Source organism: Streptomyces sp. yr375 (genome assembly GCF_900110755.1).
In the GTDB taxonomy this organism is placed as follows: domain Bacteria; phylum Actinomycetota; class Actinomycetes; order Streptomycetales; family Streptomycetaceae; genus Streptomyces.
Map to the genome: position 1 here is coordinate 54,185 of NZ_FOFF01000014.1, position 17,730 is coordinate 71,914.

Below are 17,730 nucleotides of genomic sequence, written 5' to 3' on the forward strand. Positions count from 1 at the left end.
TGCGCTTTCGGTGTCGTCTACGTCTCCGTGAGCGTCGACGGTGATCGGGGTTGCGCGTCTGTTGGACGTGACCAGCCATGCAAGCACCTGCTCAGCCAGCGGCCCGTTCTCCGGTCCCTCGTCCTTCCAGTACGCGCGCCATCCGCCTCCCGGGATAGCCGCCACTACTTGGTCGGCTTGTAGTCTGTCCCCGGGCGGCGGGTGCCATGCTTGGGATCGACCACAAGGGCAACGCCCGTCGCCTCGTCCCAAGCATCCACGTGGACGGTCCGACCGTGCAACTTACGCGACGATCCGTTGGTTGACAGTGTGACTATTCCCTGAGATGCGTCCCCGGGCAGCAGGACCTAACGTTTAAAGAAGAGCATCATCTGCTTGCCTAAGGATGGCGGAAGCGCGCCAGATCTTAGAACGGTATTCATGGTCCACGTCGAGACCGGCATACGCGGGATGAGCTCATCAAGTCCCTGTAATGATTAGGTCTAGATTCCATAATTCTAGGGGCGCGAGTCCAAATTCGAACCGACGCGGCCCGGTAACTCTTTACTCTATTACGGCGAGTGCTGAGCACGCTCCAGCGCCAAGGGTGGGAGAGGCTCATGCTCAAGTTAGCTGCTGTCCAGATGGACTTCGTTCCAAGCGCAGTAATCCAAAGCCAACGGTTGTGGACGCCTGCCGAGCCGTTGGCCTGGGGCCAAGACCCTATAGACTCCGAGGTCTCCCTCTATAAGCTTGGGCGGCACGTTGACATCTTCAACTCTACTCGGACGAAGATCCAGTCTGACTTGATCGACTTTCAGAACAGACGTCTAGAGCAGATCCTCTCCTTCCTTGAAGAAGCATCCGTCGACTTGTGCGTATTTCCTGAGTACGCTTTCATCGCTGACCCTACAACTCTGCGCATTTTTGCAGGATTCGCGCCACGCATCACCATCGTGGCTGGACTGGGTGTCCCGCGGAATACGGGAGCAGAGGCCCTTGCGAAGTACACGAACGATGAGGTTCTCCCGTTTGCCAACAATGCGGCAATCTTCCATGAAACCCGTTGCCATTTGATTTCGAAGCAGCATGCGGCGGAGAATGAAGTCCTGCATCCCGGATTTGGGCCTCGGGTGATTGAAATTGAGCGACGCAACGAGACTATCAAACTGGGTGTTGCGATCTGCAAGGATTACCTAGTCGCTGGGGCGAGTTTGGGTGGCCAGCGCCCGATACCAGACGTGCTGGCAATTCCTGCCCTTACCCGCAATCTTGAGGCTTTTCAGCCCGACGCGCCTCGGGACTTCCCACGCATTCTTGCGAATCACAGCAGGTTCGGCGGTTCAACTGTGTTGGCCTCGGGTTGCAAGGACCTCTTCGTCCAGGAAGGCATTCCGCAGCCCATTCCTGCCGAAGCCGAGGGAATCATCGCTGTTGATTGGCATGGCCCTCCGGAAAAACCGACGCCGCTGCTGAAGGACCCGAATCGGGTGACGCTACGCAGTGCGATGGTGTTGCGCTCTGATGGCAACGCTGCCACCGAAATCGTCCGTGCGTTCCAGGAACTGGCGAAGGGCACGAATTCCTCAACGGAAGGGAATGAAGAGGTGCAGCGATGGCTGGAATACCTGAAGGGAATACCGCGATTGACCCTGGTTGCTGAAGCCCTGGAAGTTTACCGTCAGGCGATAGGTGACGACTTGGTGAAGCCTGAGCTAGTGAGGCAGCTTGCACGGCACATGGTCTCTCCGGAGACGCAGTCGGTTGCCGAGCACAAGAATTTGGCCTTGTTGACTGTTGCGCAACAGATTCGGAGGTCAATATCGGAGTCGGCGCGTCCAAGCGATGCTGAGGCGGACCGTCTGCTACTCACGGCATTGCCAAAATATTTTGTCGAACATGGTGGCGAGAGGGGCCTGCAGCTCGGATCAGAAGGTGATAATGGGAGAGAGGATTCCGATATCCGCTGGCACTTCTCCATCGGGCTTGGTCGATTCGATTCGGATGAAGCGATTTCTACACTTTCCGACCAGCAGGATCTACTGCTCACCTTCGCACGATCTGCACCGCCCGGATCGCGGATCACCTACAGGCTGGAAACCGAGGAAGATCCGGCCAGCGGAAACGTGGTAGCTCGCTACTCGGTGAACCTTTTCGGTCCAACAGACGAGAGTAGCAAGGCGTACTTTGAGTCCCTTCAACGGATCACCCGATCGGTGTTCTTGCGGGGCTGGGAGACGTACACGACCGAGTACGTCGTTTCCCGAGGGCACCGCCTGGTGATCACGCCAGAGAAGTCAGTGTTGCCGAAAATCCGCGAGGACAATGGATTTCTAGTTGATGTGTTGCGAGCCATCGGCGGCGGCTGCAGTTTGGACGTCAGCGGCTTGTGGATCGAGGAGGACGAGAACAATGAAATAAGTCAAGTTAAAGAGGCCAGACCAGTTGATTCAGGGAGTGGGCAAGGAGCACGTTGGTTTGTGGCGCAGCCGTTTGGGCGTGCCAGGCTTGGCATCCAGGTTTCATTGACCACGCCAGAGCGAAACACTCCGCTTGCCAATTTGGTGGGTGCAGCCCTATTCGGAAGCGACTACAACGTCACGGATGCAGAGGGCACCGACGCCGTGACAGGTGGCGTCAGCTATCCGGTCGAGATCGCGCACCGCGTTCTGCACCCGCCGCATGGCCGTATTGAAGGGCGTGGCTTGGGAAGGAGGCGTCCGCTCCACCTCTCCATGAACGACTTCGCCATACCAGGAGATGGAGCCAAACTCGGCACCGCCAGCGCTGCGAGGCCTTTTGTGGATGATAAGCGGGATGCGCGTATCCCGGACGCGAGTCGGCTGCTCCATACATACATCGTGGGTCGTACTGGTGTTGGCAAGACCAATACCTTGAAGAACATTGCACGCCACGATCTCGCTGGCGCTGGGCCGGTTATCATTGTAGATCCACATGGTGATCTCTTTGACTATGCAGTGCGCCACGCCACCCTTCGTGATCCGCTCGTTGCCCTCGACTTCACCAGCGAGACGGTGCCGAGCCTCAACCCGATCTACCTTGACGCCCAAAATGAGTCGGAGATTCTAGCGAACATCGACGACCTAGTTGAGATGATTGTGGGTGCTCAGTACTACGGATGGGCGGGACCGCGATTTTCGGACATTATGCGTTTGTGCCTGCACTCTCTGGTCGCTGCGGCGGACGAGAAGAATGATATGTGGGCAAGAGTTGGCGATGTGCCGGCCCTCATCGAGGACAAGAGCTACCGCGATCGGATCGTTGCTCGGCTTGACAGCCTCGGACGCACAGACCTCGTGCAGCGGTGGAGAATTCACGAAAGTGTGAAGGAGTCAGAGCGGAGTGAGCTTGAGCAGTGGTTTGTATCGAAGTTTGGCGACTTTCGTCGTCCTGGAGCCCTATCTTCGGCGACCAGCGGGAAGCCGGCTATCAATCTGACCGACGTTTTGCGAAGGCCGGCTGCTGTGCTAGTTAAGGTCCCTCAAGTGGCCCTTGGTGCGGGGCCAAGTAAGTTTTTGGGCTCCTTCATCGTGAAGCGGGTGTTGCACGCCACGATGAAGGGAGTGTTCCTAAAAAGGAAGGCCCCCGCACTACTAATCGTTGATGAATTTCAAAATTTTGTAGATACTTCGTTTGCTACGCTGATCCCTGAAGCTCGGAAGTTCAATCTCGGTGTTACCGTGGCTAACCAGACGCTGGGGCAACTATCCTCCTTCTCTCTACATGAGGGTATGCGGAACGAAGCTCTGATCCAAACAGTCCTTGGCAATGTCGGTAACATGATTATTCAGGGTGTTGGCCGTCACGACGCGGAACGTTTGGCCCCAGAAGTAGAACTCACTGCCGCCGATTTGTCCCGGATTGGAAAATATAGCGGGGTGGTGGCCTTTACTGTTAATGGGGAACGGCTCGCCCCTTTCACCGTGCGCATGAGTGATTCTCGAGAACGTCCGGGTACCGTCGCTGAGGTCGTCGCATTGGCTCAGGCAGACGACACTTTGAAGCGCTTGGCCGGGGAGGTTCAACCTCCGGAGATTGAAAGAGGCGAAGGCTCCGGAGAGCGCCACAGAGAAGAACCTTCTAGCAAATTTGAAAAGGAGGATGGCGATGATATGGAATCTCGCCAAGGTGAGATAGGGTAATGTGGATTGCACCGGTTGTTTCAGGCGTTAGTGCCACGCTTTCCTTGATCGTGGTCATCCTGGTCGCCAAGATGAAAACTCAGGATGATCACGAGAGATGGTTGAGGGAGGAGCGCATACGTTCTGTCATCCAGTTGAAACTTGCTGTCTCCCGGGTGCGCTCTGAATACTCCCGCCCGCATGAGGTGGCGCAGGTAGATGCCGGTGCCCTTCACCATGATTTTGACTTCACTGAGGTAAACGCTGCGATGACGCATATAGATGTCGTCGGTACCCAAAGCGCTGTTTCAGAAGTGGCGACCCTGAGGCGGGGGCTTCGGGAGTTTGTCAGGGCCAGTTCGAACAGTGGGCCAGAATGGCGAGCAAAGCGAAATGCTCTAGACGCTACCGTAAACAATATCGTCGAACTCGTTCGGAAGGATGTGGTGTTGTGAATAGTAATTGTTGAGCAATCGTAAGGGCTAGAGTGATATCCTACTGGCATGTGTCACGGTGTTTGATGCCAGCCCGAGAGGAGTTACGGGTGTGATCATGGCCCCGTAAGCTTCCGGCGCGTCGGGCAGTAGACGGCTGATTGCTGAGAGCGTGGCACGGGTTCCGGCCGGGCTGGAGCGGGGCGGAGACAGGAGCGCAGGCCCGGCCGGGAGCCGGGCCGCGCGCGGCGAGCGGAGCGAGCCGCCTTGAACCAGTAGAGAAAGTTTGAATCATGCTCGAGTCGCTGGTGTTGTCCGGTCCCGGGAGATGCTTGACACTTCGGTCCCAGCTGATGGTTGACGGCGCCCGTGATCGGCTTGGCCGTGTGCCACTGATCGGCTCGTTCAGTGCCGCCATTCATAGACGCCTGGTGAAGATTGCAGTACTTCGGTCGGCCACTCCTGCCTCACAAGCTCAAGCAGCCCCCGCTGCTCGTCGATCCATCCCTCTGCAAGACGCATGGGAATGAACACCGAGACACACGAACTCCCCAGGTCCTCAACGCTGACCGTAGGGGTCTCATGCTCCTCGTTGTACGGCTGGATCCTGATCTCAGGACTGTGGTCGTTGTCCTTCCAGCAGGCGTCGTGGCCTGCGGCGAGCACATCCAGAGCACGAGACCAGTCCTCCAGGTCGGAGGGGAACAGGGCCATGTCGAGTCGACCGCTGACGAAGCTGCTCGTGATGAGAACCTCTGCATCGGAGCTGGTCGTGAAGGTGCAGCACGCCCTGCAGGTGACGCCCCAGCACGCGCACCCGGAAGCTGTTCTCACCATCGGTGAGGCTGATCAAATCCACCCTGCGTCCCCTGCTCTGCCCGTTGACCATCGGTCGTACCTCATGGTGTTGAACCTGTCCTTTGGCCACAACCATGTTGTTCATAGACAAGCGGGGAGCGTTGCCATGACTCGGGGGCCCGGCGCCTGCTGCTCCGTGGTGTAGAACCCTGGGTATGGGGAGTGAGCGACAGCAGCGGATGAAGGCGCTTGGGGTGCGTCTTCGGGGACTTCGCGCGGAGGCCGGCCTGACGGGTGCGGTGTTGGCGCAGCGGGCTGGTGTGGGGCAGCCGACCGTGTCCAAGGTCGAGAACGGGCGGATGGTTCCCAGCCTCGACGTCCTGCGGCGCTTGACACTTGCCCTCGACCTCGACGAGCCGACCACCCATGAGGTGCGTGACCTCCTGGCCGCCGTCGAGGCTGCGCCGGATACCGACGAGACAAACAGCGACGACGCGCCGGCCGGGGCGACCCTCGATGACGCGGTGCGGTCCGCACGGCTGGTGCGCTCGTTCCAGTGCGTCGTTCTGCCGGCCATGCTCCAGAGCGCGGAGTACGCCCGTCACGTTTTCGAGAGTGCGCCGAACTTGACCCCTGAGGGGATCGGTCGTGCGGTGGCTGCCCGTGTGGAACGGCAGAGCCTCCTGTACGAGCCTGGGCGGGAGTCGGTGTTCGTGCTGACGGAAGCCGTGTTGCGGACCTGGCCAGGGAACCCCTCGTTAATGCTCGCCCAGTTCGACCGGCTCCTTGCCGTCGAGAGTCTGAGCACGGTGCGCCTCGGGGTCATCCCCTGGCGTCGGGCCGTACCCGTCATGCCTCGTCACGGGTTCACCTTGTGCGACCGGCGGGCGGTCGTCGTCGAGACCTTCCGAGGTGAACGGGTCCTGGACGACTCCGCCGAGGTCACGGCGTACGAGGAGACCTTCGCCCGGTTCGAAGAGGCTGCGATCTTCGGGATCGAGGCGCGGGAGCTGCTGCTCCGGGTGATGCAGGAGTTCCGGGAGTTGGAGGACTTCACCACTCGTTAGAGGAATAATTCCTCTAGATGCCTGGCTCATCAGTCATGCGTAGGAATACTCTGCTCGCAATGCCGTCTAGCCCCCTAGACGAAGAGGAGAGTTCCCATGCCCAAAAAGTGGTGCCGCATCTTCCCTGGCCTGGCCTGGCAGGTTGCGGAGGCCCGACACTTCGTCGGCGCCCTGCTTGAGGACGAGGGCTCCGGCCTCGTGGACGACGCGGTCCTGGTCGTCGGCGAGCTGGCGGCCAATGCAGTCCGGCATACGCGAAGCGGCTGGTACCGCGGATGGTTCCTCGTAGTCGTCCACTTCGGCGACGACCTGGTCCGCATCGAGGTGACCGACCAGGGCGGCGACGAGGAGCCCCTGCTCCGCAGCGTGAACAGCCAGGTGGAAGAGGGCGGCCGCGGGCTGATGCTGATCGCGGCCTGCGCCAAAGACTGGGGCGTGAAGGACCGGCCCGCCGGTGGGCGTTGCGTCTGGGCCGAGCTGTCGCGGAACGGCGCGTCATGACCTCCTGTCCTGTGGTGATCCGTGGCCGCCTCGTGGGCAGTGGAGGGTGAGTCCTCGTGGTGTGCCTCGGCGGCGGGCCGGCTTCTATGTGATCGGTGTTCATTCGGGAAGGCGACTCCCGCCCATTCCGTCTAGGGCCCTAGACTCCTGGGTACTTCTAGGAGGTGTGGTCATGTCGGACGAGTTGCAGCGGATCATGGCGATCGATGATCCGTACCTGCTCCTGCGTGAGGTCACGACGCGGTTGGCCGACGCGCAGCAGGAGGTGACCGAACTCGCCCGGCTCCGTCGCCGTGTGGTCCAGGACCTCCATGCACAAGGGCTGTCGTATGCGCAGATCGCCGAGAAGGCCGGCCTGAGTCGGGGGCGGATTCACCAGATCCGGCACACCGGTCCGGCGCCCGAAGGGGTCTTCCTTGGTGCGGGCGCCGTCACGATCGTGACTCCGCTGCGGTGGGACGGCGAGAAGAAGCGTCCGGTCGTCGCCATGGCTGACGTGAACTCCGGGAAGCGGCTGGAAGAGCTGGCCAAGTCGTACGGGCTCGATGTCAGCTCCGGTCACGTGCTGGTGAGCGGTGAGGTCGACCTCAACCGTGACGGCCTGGTCGTCGTCTGCGGTCCGGGCATGTCCGAGACCATGAGTGACCTGTACGCCCAGGATCCGGTACTGAGCTGGGAGCATCCGGAAGGAGAACCCTGGGCGCTGGTGGACCGGCGTACCGGCAACTCGTATCGAGCGGGCCGGGACACCGATCCGTCTCGCTGGTACGACGTCGGGTACCTCGGCCGGCTGCCTCGGCCGGACGGCAACGGCTCAGTGCTCGCCATCGCCGGAATCCACACCGAGGGCTCCCTCGGTGTGGTCCACATGCTCACCTCCGACCTCAACACGATCTGGGGGCAGGTGGGCGAGCGCCGCTTTTCCACGCTGGTGGGCGTCGAGTACGACCCCGAGACCGACGAACCGCAGTCCGTCGAACTGCTCACCCCCCTCTACCTGCACGACGAGGAGACGGAGGCGTGAACGTCGCCCTCGGTTCACAGCCCTCCGAACCGCGCGGCGGCAACGAGGACTTCGCCGCTGCCGCACATGGCACGGCTGTCCTGCTGGACGGTGCCGGCGTGGCCGGGGCGGAGACCGGTTGCATGCACGGCGTCGCGTGGTTCTCGTTCACGCTGGGCGGGCTGCTGTTGAGCGCCATCACGGTGCTACCTGCACGGCCGCTCGCCGATTGTCTGGCCGACTCGATCCGCGGAGTCCGGTCGCTGCACGAAGACACCTGCGACCTGGCCTATCGGGCCAGTCCGACCAGTACGGTCGTCGCCGTGCGTGCCGCTGAGGGAGTCCTGGAGTACCTCGTACTCGGCGACTCGACACTCCTGCTCGCCGACAAGGACGGGAAGACGACCGCCGTCACGGATCTGCGCCTGGACGACGTCAGCGTGCAGTTGCGTGGGCCAGTCGACGCGTTGCCTACCGGTTCCCCCGAGCACGCTGCCGCCCTGGCCGAGTACCGCGACGCCCTGACGGGGCTCCGCAACCGGCCGGGCGGTTTCTGGATCGCCGGACCCGATCCTCAAGCGGCCGAACATGCCCTCACCGGGTGCGTCCCGCTGGAGTCGCTGACCTCCGTGACGCTGCTCAGTGACGGCGCTACGCGACTCGTCGACCTCTTTGAACTCGTCACCTGGCAAGAGGCGTTGGACGTCCTCGGCGAGTCCGGGCCCGACGGGCTGATCCGCCGCGTGCGGGATGCCGAGGCCGACGACCCCGACGGTCGGCGCTGGCCACGGGGCAAGGCACAGGATGACGCCACCGCCCTGCACTGGGTGCTGCCGAAGTAACCGGCGTTTGCCCCTGCTCTCGCCCTTGCTCAGATGCGGTAGGCCCCCGCTGGTACGCCATGGGCGAGGCCGTGCGGAGTCAGGGCGATGACGCCGGTTCCCCGTGACGGTGTGTCGGGGCCGATGTGCAGGGGGCTGACGCCGTAGGAGCGGGCGAGGTCGGCGGCCATGTCGTGGGCGGCCCACCGCCATTCGTCTTCGTCGTCCTGGCTCTCTTGCGCGGCGTCCCAGTCGGGCGTGAGGCCCAGTTCCACACGGCGGGCCCGCTCGTACGGCAGGGGCTCGCCGAGGGTGAGCAATTCATCCTCTCCCTCGCCTGTTTCGCAGTACCGCCGGGTTACGGTGCCTTGCTCGGCGATGAGCCAGGCGGAGCCGTCGCCCTGGCCGCCGTAGTAGTACGCGTGTGCCTGGCCGTAGCGGGCGCTGAGTTCGGTGCACAGGCGCAGGACGTCCTCGCTCCGTTCCTCGCCGCACGGGTCGCACCATGCACCGAGGATGAGGGTCCAGCCGTCGAGCTCGGGCGTCACGAAGACCCGTTCGTAGCCGTTGTAGGGGTCGTCCTCGCCGAAGCCGTGGCCGTCGGCGTCGACGATGTCATTGCCCAGAGCGAAGGTCACGGGTCGCGGGTCCGCCAGGCCGAGGGTCTGCATGATTCCGGCCTGGTCACCGCTCGGGACGGCCATCCAGTGATTCCAGCACGCCCACATTCCTTCGGGCCGGTCGTCCGGGAGCTTGACGCGGATGAGTCGTTCGATCGCGGCCACGTCGGCGCGGGACAGTGCCGGTTCGCCGCCCAGCTCGGCCAGCACGGTCAACGCCCGCGCCCGCTGCTGGCCCGGTCCTTCTTCCCGGATGCGCTGGAGCAGGGGAATGACGTGCTCGCCTTGAAGAATCAGGGCGTCCTGCGCCTGTCGGGCAACCCTCTCGTCGGGGTCCCCGAGCAACGGCAGCAGAGCAGAGACGGCGGGCCGGGCAGCGTCGCCGCAGTGCTGGAGTCCGCGGATGGCCATCCTGCGCACGTCCGGCACGGGATGGGAGAGGGCTGCGGTGTAGCGGTCCAGGGCCGCCGAGCCAAGGCAGGAGAACGCGAAGCCGACGCGCTTGCGAGAGCTCTTAGTGGACGCGGAGGCGAGACCTCGGAGTAGGCCGTCGAAGGCTGCGTCGCCGATCCGCTCAAGCACGTCGGCGATCGGCCGCCAGTCCACGGGGGATTCCTCGTCCGTCAGCTCCCGCACCAGGTGCTCCACCGCGTCGGTGCCGAGAGCGGCCAACGTGTCCGCCGCCGCTTCACGTCGGTCTGGCACCCCGAGGTCCCGTATCAAGTCGGTGTCCATCGCGTTCCCTCCAGCAAGGTCGAACGGCCCTCGGGCGTCATGATCCGGCACAGGTCTGACAACGCCAGAGCCACCCGACTTGCATACCCCCCTAGACAGTTGACGGGGTGTCGGTCTAACGTGGTCGTCAACCCCCCTAGACAGTCAGGGCGGGCCGCCTCCCGTGCTGTCTAGGGGGGTATTCAAACCGAAGCGGCGCGGACTGAACGCGTCGCCGACAAGTGAGGTTCAAGAAATGCGTGTCATCCCCGTAGACGTCTCTACCGCAACGCTGCTCGTCACCAAGCTGCCTGAGATCAAGGTGAAGGACCGTCAGACCGGTGAGGTCGCCGTGGACCCGGTGACCAACCAGCGGCTCATGGTGCTGGAGCTGGTGTTCATCGCGCAGGGCGGTTCGGACATGATCAAGGTGACCATCCCTGAGCAGGGCATCGGTGAGGGCCTGGTGATGGGTGCTCCGGTCATCATGTCCGGACTCATCGCCCGGCCGTGGGAGAGCGAGTTCGGTGGGCGGATGCGTCACGGCATCGCCTATCGGGCGGACGCCGTCATGGTCAACGCCCCCGCTCCGGTGCAGGGCTGATCACCATGACTGACACCCTCTGGGGACTGGTGCTGTGCCTGCTGGCCCTTGCCGCGCTGCTGGTCCTGCGCCGTCGTCTGCCGGTCGCGTTCTGGTGGCTCGTGGGCTATCCGTTCGTGGCGCTGCGCGTGCTCACCACGTACCGGGCCACGATGGACGCCTGTGGTCTGACGGTTCCGGCTTCGGCCGTCCGTCGGGCCACGGCCCGGGTGATCGGGAGGGAGGCGGCACCCGTACCGCCTCGCCGGTCGCTGCCGCTGCCGACCGGGTCCGGTCTCGTGATGCGGCTGCGCATGGCGACCGGGCAGGCTCCTGAAGACTTCATGGCGTCGGCTGACCGGCTGCGGCATGCCTGGGCCGCGCACGCCGTGCACATCCGTCCTACCAAGCCGGGGTGGCTCGAACTGAGGCTGATCGGTTGGGACGTGCTTGCTGACGTGCGGCCCGCCCGGCGGTGGCAGAGGAGTGGCCCGCTCTCCCTGCCCATGGCGCTGCGGGATGACGGGCGGTGGCACGTGCGGGACTTCCGTGCCGTGCCGCATGAACTCATCCTGGGTGCAACGCAGTCCGGGAAGTCCGTGTACCTGCGGAACCTGCTGTGCGGCCTGGCCCGGCAGCGGGTCGTGCTCGTCGGGATCGACTGCAAGTGGGGCGTCGAACTCGCGCCGTTCGCACCCCGGTTGTCGGCACTCGCTGACACCTCCGACTGTGCCAACGAGCTCCTCGACGTCCTGCTGGAAGAGATGGAGGCACGGTTCCGGCTCATTGGTCTCCGGTCCGGGGCGGGTGCGGATGCCGTGCTCACCTCGGACGTGTGGGGGCTGCCGGATGCGGTGCGGCCGGTGCCGGTCGTGGTCGTCGTCGACGAGGTCGCGGAACTCTTCCTCGCCGCAAGCCGGGACGACGAGAAGCGACGCGACGCCATGGTCACCAAGCTCATCCGCATCGCCCAGCTCGGCCGCGCGGCCGGCATCTACCTCGAAGTGTGCGGACAGCGCTTCGGCTCCGAACTCGGCAAGGGCGCCACCATGCTCCGCGCCCAGCTCACCGGCCGCATCTGCCACCGGGTCAACGACGAATCGTCGGCGAACATGGCGCTCGCCGACATCTCCCCTGAAGCGGCGCTCGCCGCCACCTCCATCCCGGCCGAACGGCCCGGCGTCGCCATCGTCGGCGACTCCTCCGGCGGCTGGTCCCGCGCCCGCTCACCCCACCTCACCCTCGACGAGGCGGCGGCGATCTGCCGCGCGACCTCCGCTCTGGTGCCGGAACTGCCCCGCCTCGACCCCTTCCGGCCCTTCGTCGCCGAAGAGTCCGCCGGGTCTGCCTCTCCCGCCGCTGCTGCACCCACCGCGCGCCCGGTGACCGAGTAGCCGCACTTCCCTCCCCACGGTCGGCGTAACCGCCTCGCGCCAAGTCCCTATCCCTCCCATGCCTCGAACCGGAAGGAAGTCGAGCCGATGCGTGCCCAGTTGGCCCGTGTGGACGCCGTGATCGTCCAAGCCGTCATCGCGGGTGCCCTGTCCTTCTCGCACCTGCACGACCTTGCTGAGGCGGCTGGACAGGGCGGCTGGAAGGCGTGGGCCTATCCCGTCAGCGTCGACCTGCTGTTGGTCGCCGCCTGGCGTCGGATGCGGGAAGCGCAGCGCGCCGGACAGCCCGCTGGGGGACCGCGGCTGTGGTTCCTCGTCGCCCTGGCCGCATCCCTCGGCGCGAACGTCGCGACCGCAGGGCTCCTCGACCTGGACGACGTTCCCGCGTCGCTCCGCGTGGTGGTGGCCGGCTGGCCCGCCGTCGCCTTCTTCGGCGGAACGCTCCTTGCGCACTCGCCCCACACGCCAGAGGCACCTTCGGAGACGGAGACGCCCACCGCCCCGGTCGCCATCGAGGAGCCGCAGCGTGACGCGCTCCCGGAACCGTCCATCGAACCGGAACCCACTATCGAGCCGATCACCGCCCCAGCCCCGGCGCCCACTGCTCCCGCCGTCTCCCTGCCGCCCGCCCTCGTCGACCGCGTCCGGGTCCTGGCCGAGGAACACCGCGCCGCCACCGGCGGCCCCGCCGACCCCGACGCCGTCCGGGCCCGGCTCGGCCTGCCCGCGTCCATGACGCCGTCCGTCGCAGCCCACCTCTGAAAGGAGACGCACCTGATGCGCCCCGCCATCCGCTCCGCACTGGAGTACGCCGCAGAACTGACCCGCCGCAATCGGCTCGTCGAAGCCGTCGCCGTCGCGCAAGCCGCGTTCCAACAAGCCACCGAGGACGAATTCCCCGAGATCAGGCAGTGGCTCACCGACCACGCCGACGACTTCACCGGAGAGGACGCCCAGCAATGACCAGCCCCAGGTTCCGCAACGTCCGCCGCATCGGCCCCGTCCAGGTCGCCTCGTTCATCGCCCGTGGCCGTAACCGCCACCTCGCCGCCTGCACGGCTCCGCGCTGCGACTTCTCCGCCGAGTACGACAGCCGCGCCGCCGCCGAACTCGCCGCCCGCACGCACCGCTGCAGGGCCTGAAAGGAGATCAACGCCATGGATGTCCCGCTCTGGTTCGCCGTGCTCGTCGTCGGCTTCCTCGGCATTCAACTCGCCCGTCCTCCTTGGTGGTTGGTCGCCCTGCTCCTCCTGGGCGGCTACCTCATCGCCCACAGCGTCCTCGCCCCCGCCGTCGCCACGCTCCTCGACTGACCGCAGAAGGGACCCCCCTCGTGTTCACCCCGAAGTACCCGCCCCAGGACACCGCCCCGATCCACACCACCACGACCCCGACCGCCTACAACCCGGCGCACTACGTCCCGGCTCCCGCACCGGTTCCGTTCGCCCCAGTCCCCAACCGGCCGGCCGTCCAGATCACCCCCGGAAGCGTGCTCGCCCTGGTCGCCGGTGGTAGCGCCGCCGTCTTGGTCGTCGGCGCGGTCCTGGTCTCCATGCTGCTCGCGGTCGCGATCACCGCCGCCTCTGTGGCCGTCTGCGCGGTCGTCATCCGCTCCATCCTCAAGAGCCGCTGACCTCTCCCGCTCCGCTCGCCCCGGCTTGCCCGCACTGTCTATCCCCCTTGACAAGGCAAGTCGGGGCTTCCGTCCCAAACTCCCGCCCCTCCGAGGAGGAACCCGCACATGCGCCCCGAGGCTCCCGCCGGAGCCATCCGCCAACTGGCAACCCTCGCCCAGTACGGCGACCTGAGCACCTACGCACACCAGATCCAGCGTCTCGGCGGCTGCGAGCGGCCCGTACGGATGGAGGGCCACCGCCTCGACGTCCACGCCGCAACCGGTGAGATCGTCCGTGAGGTCGTCGACCGCGACCTTCCGGCCGGACAACTCCTCATCCGCTGCAACAACCGCCGGGCAACCCGGTGCGCCGCCTGTGCGGAGGTCTACCGCAAGGACACCTTCCACCTCGTCACGGCCGGCCTGAGCGGCGGCAAGGGAATTGGCCCGGCCGTCGCCGGACACCCCCGCGTCTTCGCGACCTTCACTGCTCCGTCCTTCGGGCCCGTCCACAACCGACCGGGCGGCGGTCGCTGCCGCTGCGGACGCAGCCACCCGGACGACGACCCCGCTCTCGGCACGCCCTTGAACCCGGAGCGTTACGACTACCGTGCGGCCGTCCTCTGGAACGCGCACGCTGGTGCCCTCTGGGCCCGGTTCACCACCTACCTGCGCCAACAGCTCGCCTCCCGCGCGGGTATCGGCCGATCGGCGCTGCGCGACTGCCTCAAGGTGTCGTATGCCAAGGTCGCCGAGTATCAGCGGCGCGGGGCCGTCCACTTTCACGCTGTGATCCGGCTCGATGGCCCGGACGGTGCCGAGGACACCCCGCCGGTCTGGGCCACGACAGAACTCCTCAGCGACTCGATCCGCTCTGCAGCCCGGCTCGCCGAGGCGCCCGGCCCGACCCTCGACGGCCGCGCCCACACCTTCCGCTTCGGCGAACAGCTCGACATCCGCCCCATCGCCTCGGCCGACTTCACCGGACCCACCAACCTGACCAGTCGGGCTGTCGCCGCCTACATCGCCAAGTACGCCACCAAAGGCGCGGAGAGCGCGACGGGCACTCTCGACCGCCCGATCCGCAACCCCGTCATCGACCTCATCGGCACCGACGTCACCGACCACGCCCGTCAGATGATCCTGACCTGCTGGCACCTCGGCGCACGCTCCGAACTCGAAGACCTGCGCCTGCGCAAGTGGGCCCACATGCTCGGCTTCCGCGGCCACTTCTCGACCAAGTCCCGCGCGTACTCGGTCACCCTCGGGGCCCTCCGCCAGGAGCGCGCCGACCACAACGAAGCGCTCACCCGCGAACGCGCGGCCCTGGCTGGCCACCCCCTCCCGGACCCGGACACCGTCCTTGTCCTCTCGCACTGGCGCTTCGCCGGTACCGGGCTGACCGCCGCCGAATCCTGGCTCGCCTCCTCGCGGCGACCCGACACCCCGGACACGGAAGGAGACTCGTCGTGGACCGCCGACGAGACGAACTGATGACCGTCCCGCAGATCCTCACCGAGCTGGGCGGAGTCTCCCGCCGCACCTTCTACCGCTGGCGGGAACTGGGCCAGGCCCCGGAAGCGATCAAGCTTCCGAACGGTGAACTCCGCTTCTGGCGAAGTGACTTCACCTCGTGGCTCCACGGACTCGGGGAGGCCGCGTGAAGTCCTACGACGTGCGGATCTGGAGCATCCGCAAGAGGCCGACAAAGAAGGCTTCGTATGAGGTGCGCTGGAGGGTCGCCAGCACGCTGCCGTTCTCCGAGACCTTCCGAACCAAGGCACTCGCCGACAACTTCCGGGCGCAGCTACTCAGGGCCGTTCAGAACGGGGAGGCATTCGACTCGGAGACCGGTCTGCCGGACTCGATGGCAACCGCCAAACCGTCCCTCACCTGGTACGACTTCGCGCGGGCGTACATCGCCATGAAGTGGCCGCACGCCGCGCCGAACTCCCGAGACAGCGCCAACGAGACGATGACGCTCGTCACGACACAGTTGCTCGACGACAGGCCGGGTCGGCCGGCTGATGACGTGCTCCGCCGTGCGTTGCGAGGCTGGGCCTTCGTCGTCCAGAGCGCGGACGAGGAACCGCCGCCCGTCGACATCGCGAACGCCCTGCGCTGGGTGGCCAAGGCGTCGCTGCCGCTGGCGACGCTCAAGAACCCGGCGGACATCCGACGCATCCTCGACTCGCTCAAGCTCACGCTGTCCGGGGCCACGGCCGCCGCCGAGACAGTGCGGCGTAAGCGGGCTGTCCTCTTCAACGCCCTCGCCTATGCGGTCGAGCTGGGGGAGCTCCCCGAGAACCCGGTCGCGCTCGTGAAGTGGAAGCCCCCCAAGGTGACCAAGGAAGTAGACCGTCGGGTCGTCGTGAACCCTCGGCAGGCCGGGGAGCTCCTGGCCGCGGTCTCGTACGTGGGCGGCTACCGCCGGGCTCGCGGGCGTCGTCTTGTCGCGCTGTTCGCCTGCATGTACTTCGGAGGTCTTCGTCCGGCTGAGGCTGTGGCGCTGCGCCGTCAGGACTGCACGCTGCCGGACAGCGGGTGGGGTTCGTTGATCCTGGAGAAGAGCCGCCCGACCGTCGGGAAGCGTTGGACTGGCACTGGTGCCGTGCACGACGACCGAGGCTTGAAGAACCGAGCGGCGAATGAGACCCGTATCGTTCCGATTCCGCCCCGCCTGGTGCGCATGCTCCTCGCGCACCTCCAGGAGTTCGGCACGGCCAAGGACGGCCGGCTGTTCGCCAACGAGCGTGGGGGAGTGGTCGCCTCCACCACGTACTGGCGCGTCTGGGATGAGGCGCGGCACCTGGCGCTCACGCCCGAACAGGCGGCATCACCGCTTGCCGCTCGCCCCTACGACCTGCGGCACGCTGCGCTGTCGTCCTGGCTGAATGCCGGGGTGGATCCGACCGAGGTTGCGGAGCGGGCGGGCAACAGCGTCGAGGTGCTGCTGAGTCGGTACGCGAAGTGCCTCGACGGGCGACAGGACGTCGCCAATCGCCGGATCGCCGAACTCCTCGGCGAGGACGGCGGCGGGGAGGACGGACAACCGGAAGCGACCTGATCCCGCCGCACCTGCGACCGCCCACCCGCGGCATGATGGCCCCTGGACTTCGGTCCGGGGGCATCGTCGTTTCCCGGGGTCTACCTGCGATTTTCTGCTCTGCGGCCTGGCCGCGAATAGGCCGCGGGCTCCGACATACAGCCGCTCCGAGCGGCACATGGCTGCACATACGCGAAGACCCCGGCCTCAGCGTTTCCGCTGGTGACGGGGTCTTTGGGCACCGTATGAAGGGTGCCCCCGGCAGGATTCGAACCTGCGCACACGGCTCCGGAGGCCGTTGCTCTATCCCCTGAGCTACGGGGGCGTGTCGGTCGTGAGGTGTTGCTCGCGGCGACGGGTAGAACACTACCAGCTCGTTCGGGGTGTTCATGAACGGTTTCCGTGGGGGGTGGAGGTCGCCCGCACGGGGTGGAAGTGGGGAAAACCCGGACGCGGTGGCCGGTGCCGACCTACTCTCGAGTTGTGTCAGGCGCGTCGGGTCGGGTGCTTGTTGTGGACGACAACAAGGTCATCCGGCAACTGATCAGGGTCAATCTCGAGCTGGAGGGCCTCGAGGTCGTGACCGCGTCCGATGGTGTCGAGTGTCTGGATGTCGTTCATCAGGTACGGCCCGATCTCGTCACCCTCGATGTCGTCATGCCCCGGCTGGACGGGCTGCGCACCGCCGCTCGGTTGCGTGCCGATCCGCTGACGCATGATCTTCCCCTTGCCATCATCAGCGCCTGTACGCCGTACGAGGTCGAAGCCGGCCTCGAAGTCGGCGTCGACGCCTTTCTCACCAAGCCCTTCGATCCCGCCGAACTCGTCTCGGTCGTACGGGAGTTGATGGAGGGGAGGCGTGGTGAGGGCGGGGTGCGGCCCCATCGTGTTCTTCCTACCCGGCCCTGCCCGTAGGAACCCGTAGGGGAGGGGGAGGGGCTTCGGCTGTCTGTGTCGGTCGTCCGGCGGCCCGCCTGTCCGTGCTCTGCATCGGCGTCCATATCGGCGTCCAT

General features: G+C 65.4%; 19 protein-coding genes and 1 tRNA gene. 17 read left to right on the forward strand and 3 right to left on the reverse strand.

All coding sequences use genetic code 11. The features are described 5' to 3' along the window. Positions 1–599 precede the first annotated feature (599 nt). The gene (locus tag BMZ82_RS16645) at positions 600–4,142 is read left to right on the forward strand and encodes a helicase HerA domain-containing protein (protein ID WP_143098867.1); all 3,543 of its coding nucleotides are present in this window, start codon (positions 600–602) and stop codon (positions 4,140–4,142) included. Then, positions 4,142–4,576 (forward strand): hypothetical protein, encoded by a 435-nt coding sequence (locus tag BMZ82_RS40230; RefSeq protein ID WP_143098868.1) that lies wholly within the window; start codon positions 4,142–4,144, stop codon positions 4,574–4,576. Before BMZ82_RS16645 ends, BMZ82_RS40230 begins: the two co-directional genes overlap by 1 nt. Positions 4,577–4,960: 384 nt before the next feature. Here BMZ82_RS40230 and BMZ82_RS41830 read toward each other — a convergent pair whose 3' ends face one another. Continuing rightward, positions 4,961–5,269, reverse strand: coding sequence for a DUF5959 family protein (locus tag BMZ82_RS41830; RefSeq protein WP_256251945.1), 309 nt, complete (start codon positions 5,267–5,269; stop codon positions 4,961–4,963). Positions 5,270–5,568: 299 nt separating this feature from the next. Here BMZ82_RS41830 and BMZ82_RS16655 point away from each other — a divergent pair, with 299 nt between their 5' ends. The 4 genes from BMZ82_RS16655 (at position 5,569) to BMZ82_RS16670 (ending at position 8,766) form a co-directional block, all read left to right on the forward strand. Further along, complete coding sequence (locus BMZ82_RS16655) at positions 5,569–6,420, forward strand: helix-turn-helix domain-containing protein (RefSeq protein ID WP_093776425.1); 852 nt, start codon at positions 5,569–5,571, stop codon at positions 6,418–6,420. Between the two features lie 96 nt (positions 6,421–6,516). Continuing rightward, a complete protein-coding gene (locus tag BMZ82_RS16660; protein WP_093776427.1) occupies positions 6,517–6,921 on the forward strand; it encodes an ATP-binding protein in 405 nt (134 codons plus the stop codon). A gap of 172 nt (positions 6,922–7,093) precedes the next feature. Then, on the forward strand, positions 7,094–7,945 hold the full coding sequence (locus BMZ82_RS16665) for a sigma factor-like helix-turn-helix DNA-binding protein (protein WP_093776429.1): 852 nt from the start codon (positions 7,094–7,096) through the stop codon (positions 7,943–7,945). After that, complete coding sequence (locus tag BMZ82_RS16670) at positions 7,942–8,766, forward strand: integrase (protein ID WP_093776431.1); 825 nt, start codon at positions 7,942–7,944, stop codon at positions 8,764–8,766. The genes BMZ82_RS16665 and BMZ82_RS16670 overlap by 4 nt, the downstream gene beginning before the upstream one ends. Before the next feature lie 29 nt (positions 8,767–8,795). On the opposite strand, the gene BMZ82_RS16675 is transcribed toward BMZ82_RS16670, so the two are convergent. Then, the gene (locus tag BMZ82_RS16675) at positions 8,796–10,100 is read right to left on the reverse strand and encodes a HEAT repeat domain-containing protein (protein WP_093776433.1); all 1,305 of its coding nucleotides are present in this window, start codon (positions 10,098–10,100) and stop codon (positions 8,796–8,798) included. A 235-nt stretch (positions 10,101–10,335) separates the two neighbouring features. On the opposite strand from BMZ82_RS16675, the gene BMZ82_RS16680 reads away from it, so the two are divergent. From BMZ82_RS16680 to BMZ82_RS16725, 10 genes are all read left to right on the forward strand, one after another. Next, positions 10,336–10,683: an SCO3933 family regulatory protein gene (locus tag BMZ82_RS16680; protein WP_093776435.1), complete on the forward strand. Its 348-nt coding sequence runs from the start codon at positions 10,336–10,338 to the stop codon at positions 10,681–10,683. Positions 10,684–10,688: 5 nt separating this feature from the next. Continuing rightward, a complete protein-coding gene (locus tag BMZ82_RS16685) occupies positions 10,689–12,056 on the forward strand; it encodes an FtsK/SpoIIIE domain-containing protein (protein ID WP_093776437.1) in 1,368 nt (455 codons plus the stop codon). A gap of 87 nt (positions 12,057–12,143) precedes the next feature. Next, positions 12,144–12,818 (forward strand): DUF2637 domain-containing protein, encoded by a 675-nt coding sequence (locus BMZ82_RS16690; RefSeq protein WP_093776439.1) that lies wholly within the window; start codon positions 12,144–12,146, stop codon positions 12,816–12,818. Positions 12,819–12,833: 15 nt separating this feature from the next. Beyond that, on the forward strand, positions 12,834–13,019 hold the full coding sequence (locus BMZ82_RS16695; protein WP_093776441.1) for a hypothetical protein: 186 nt from the start codon (positions 12,834–12,836) through the stop codon (positions 13,017–13,019). Then, positions 13,016–13,198 carry a mobile element transfer protein gene (locus tag BMZ82_RS16700; RefSeq protein WP_093776443.1) on the forward strand — a complete coding sequence of 61 codons (183 nt, stop codon included), beginning with the start codon at positions 13,016–13,018 and terminating at the stop codon, positions 13,196–13,198. The genes BMZ82_RS16695 and BMZ82_RS16700 overlap by 4 nt, the downstream gene beginning before the upstream one ends. A gap of 15 nt (positions 13,199–13,213) precedes the next feature. Beyond that, complete coding sequence (locus tag BMZ82_RS40720; protein ID WP_093776445.1) at positions 13,214–13,369, forward strand: hypothetical protein; 156 nt, start codon at positions 13,214–13,216, stop codon at positions 13,367–13,369. Between the two features lie 20 nt (positions 13,370–13,389). Then, positions 13,390–13,689: a SpdD protein gene (locus BMZ82_RS16710; protein WP_093776447.1), complete on the forward strand. Its 300-nt coding sequence runs from the start codon at positions 13,390–13,392 to the stop codon at positions 13,687–13,689. A 108-nt stretch (positions 13,690–13,797) separates the two neighbouring features. Further along, positions 13,798–15,165 carry a replication initiator gene (locus BMZ82_RS16715; RefSeq protein WP_093776449.1) on the forward strand — a complete coding sequence of 456 codons (1,368 nt, stop codon included), beginning with the start codon at positions 13,798–13,800 and terminating at the stop codon, positions 15,163–15,165. Further along, positions 15,165–15,335: a helix-turn-helix transcriptional regulator gene (locus tag BMZ82_RS16720; RefSeq protein ID WP_093776451.1), complete on the forward strand. Its 171-nt coding sequence runs from the start codon at positions 15,165–15,167 to the stop codon at positions 15,333–15,335. Before BMZ82_RS16715 ends, BMZ82_RS16720 begins: the two co-directional genes overlap by 1 nt. Further along, entirely contained in the window at positions 15,332–16,738 is a 1,407-nt protein-coding gene (locus tag BMZ82_RS16725; protein ID WP_093776453.1) for a tyrosine-type recombinase/integrase, read from the forward strand. The genes BMZ82_RS16720 and BMZ82_RS16725 overlap by 4 nt, the downstream gene beginning before the upstream one ends. A 232-nt stretch (positions 16,739–16,970) precedes the next feature. Here BMZ82_RS16725 and BMZ82_RS16730 read toward each other — a convergent pair. Next, a tRNA-Arg gene (locus BMZ82_RS16730) sits at positions 16,971–17,042 on the reverse strand. Between the two features lie 110 nt (positions 17,043–17,152). Between BMZ82_RS16730 and BMZ82_RS16735 the strand changes: the two genes are divergently transcribed. Next, positions 17,153–17,632, forward strand: a complete 480-nt coding sequence (locus tag BMZ82_RS16735) for a response regulator (protein WP_093776615.1) — start codon at positions 17,153–17,155, stop codon at positions 17,630–17,632. The last annotated feature ends 98 nt before the right edge of the window (positions 17,633–17,730 follow it).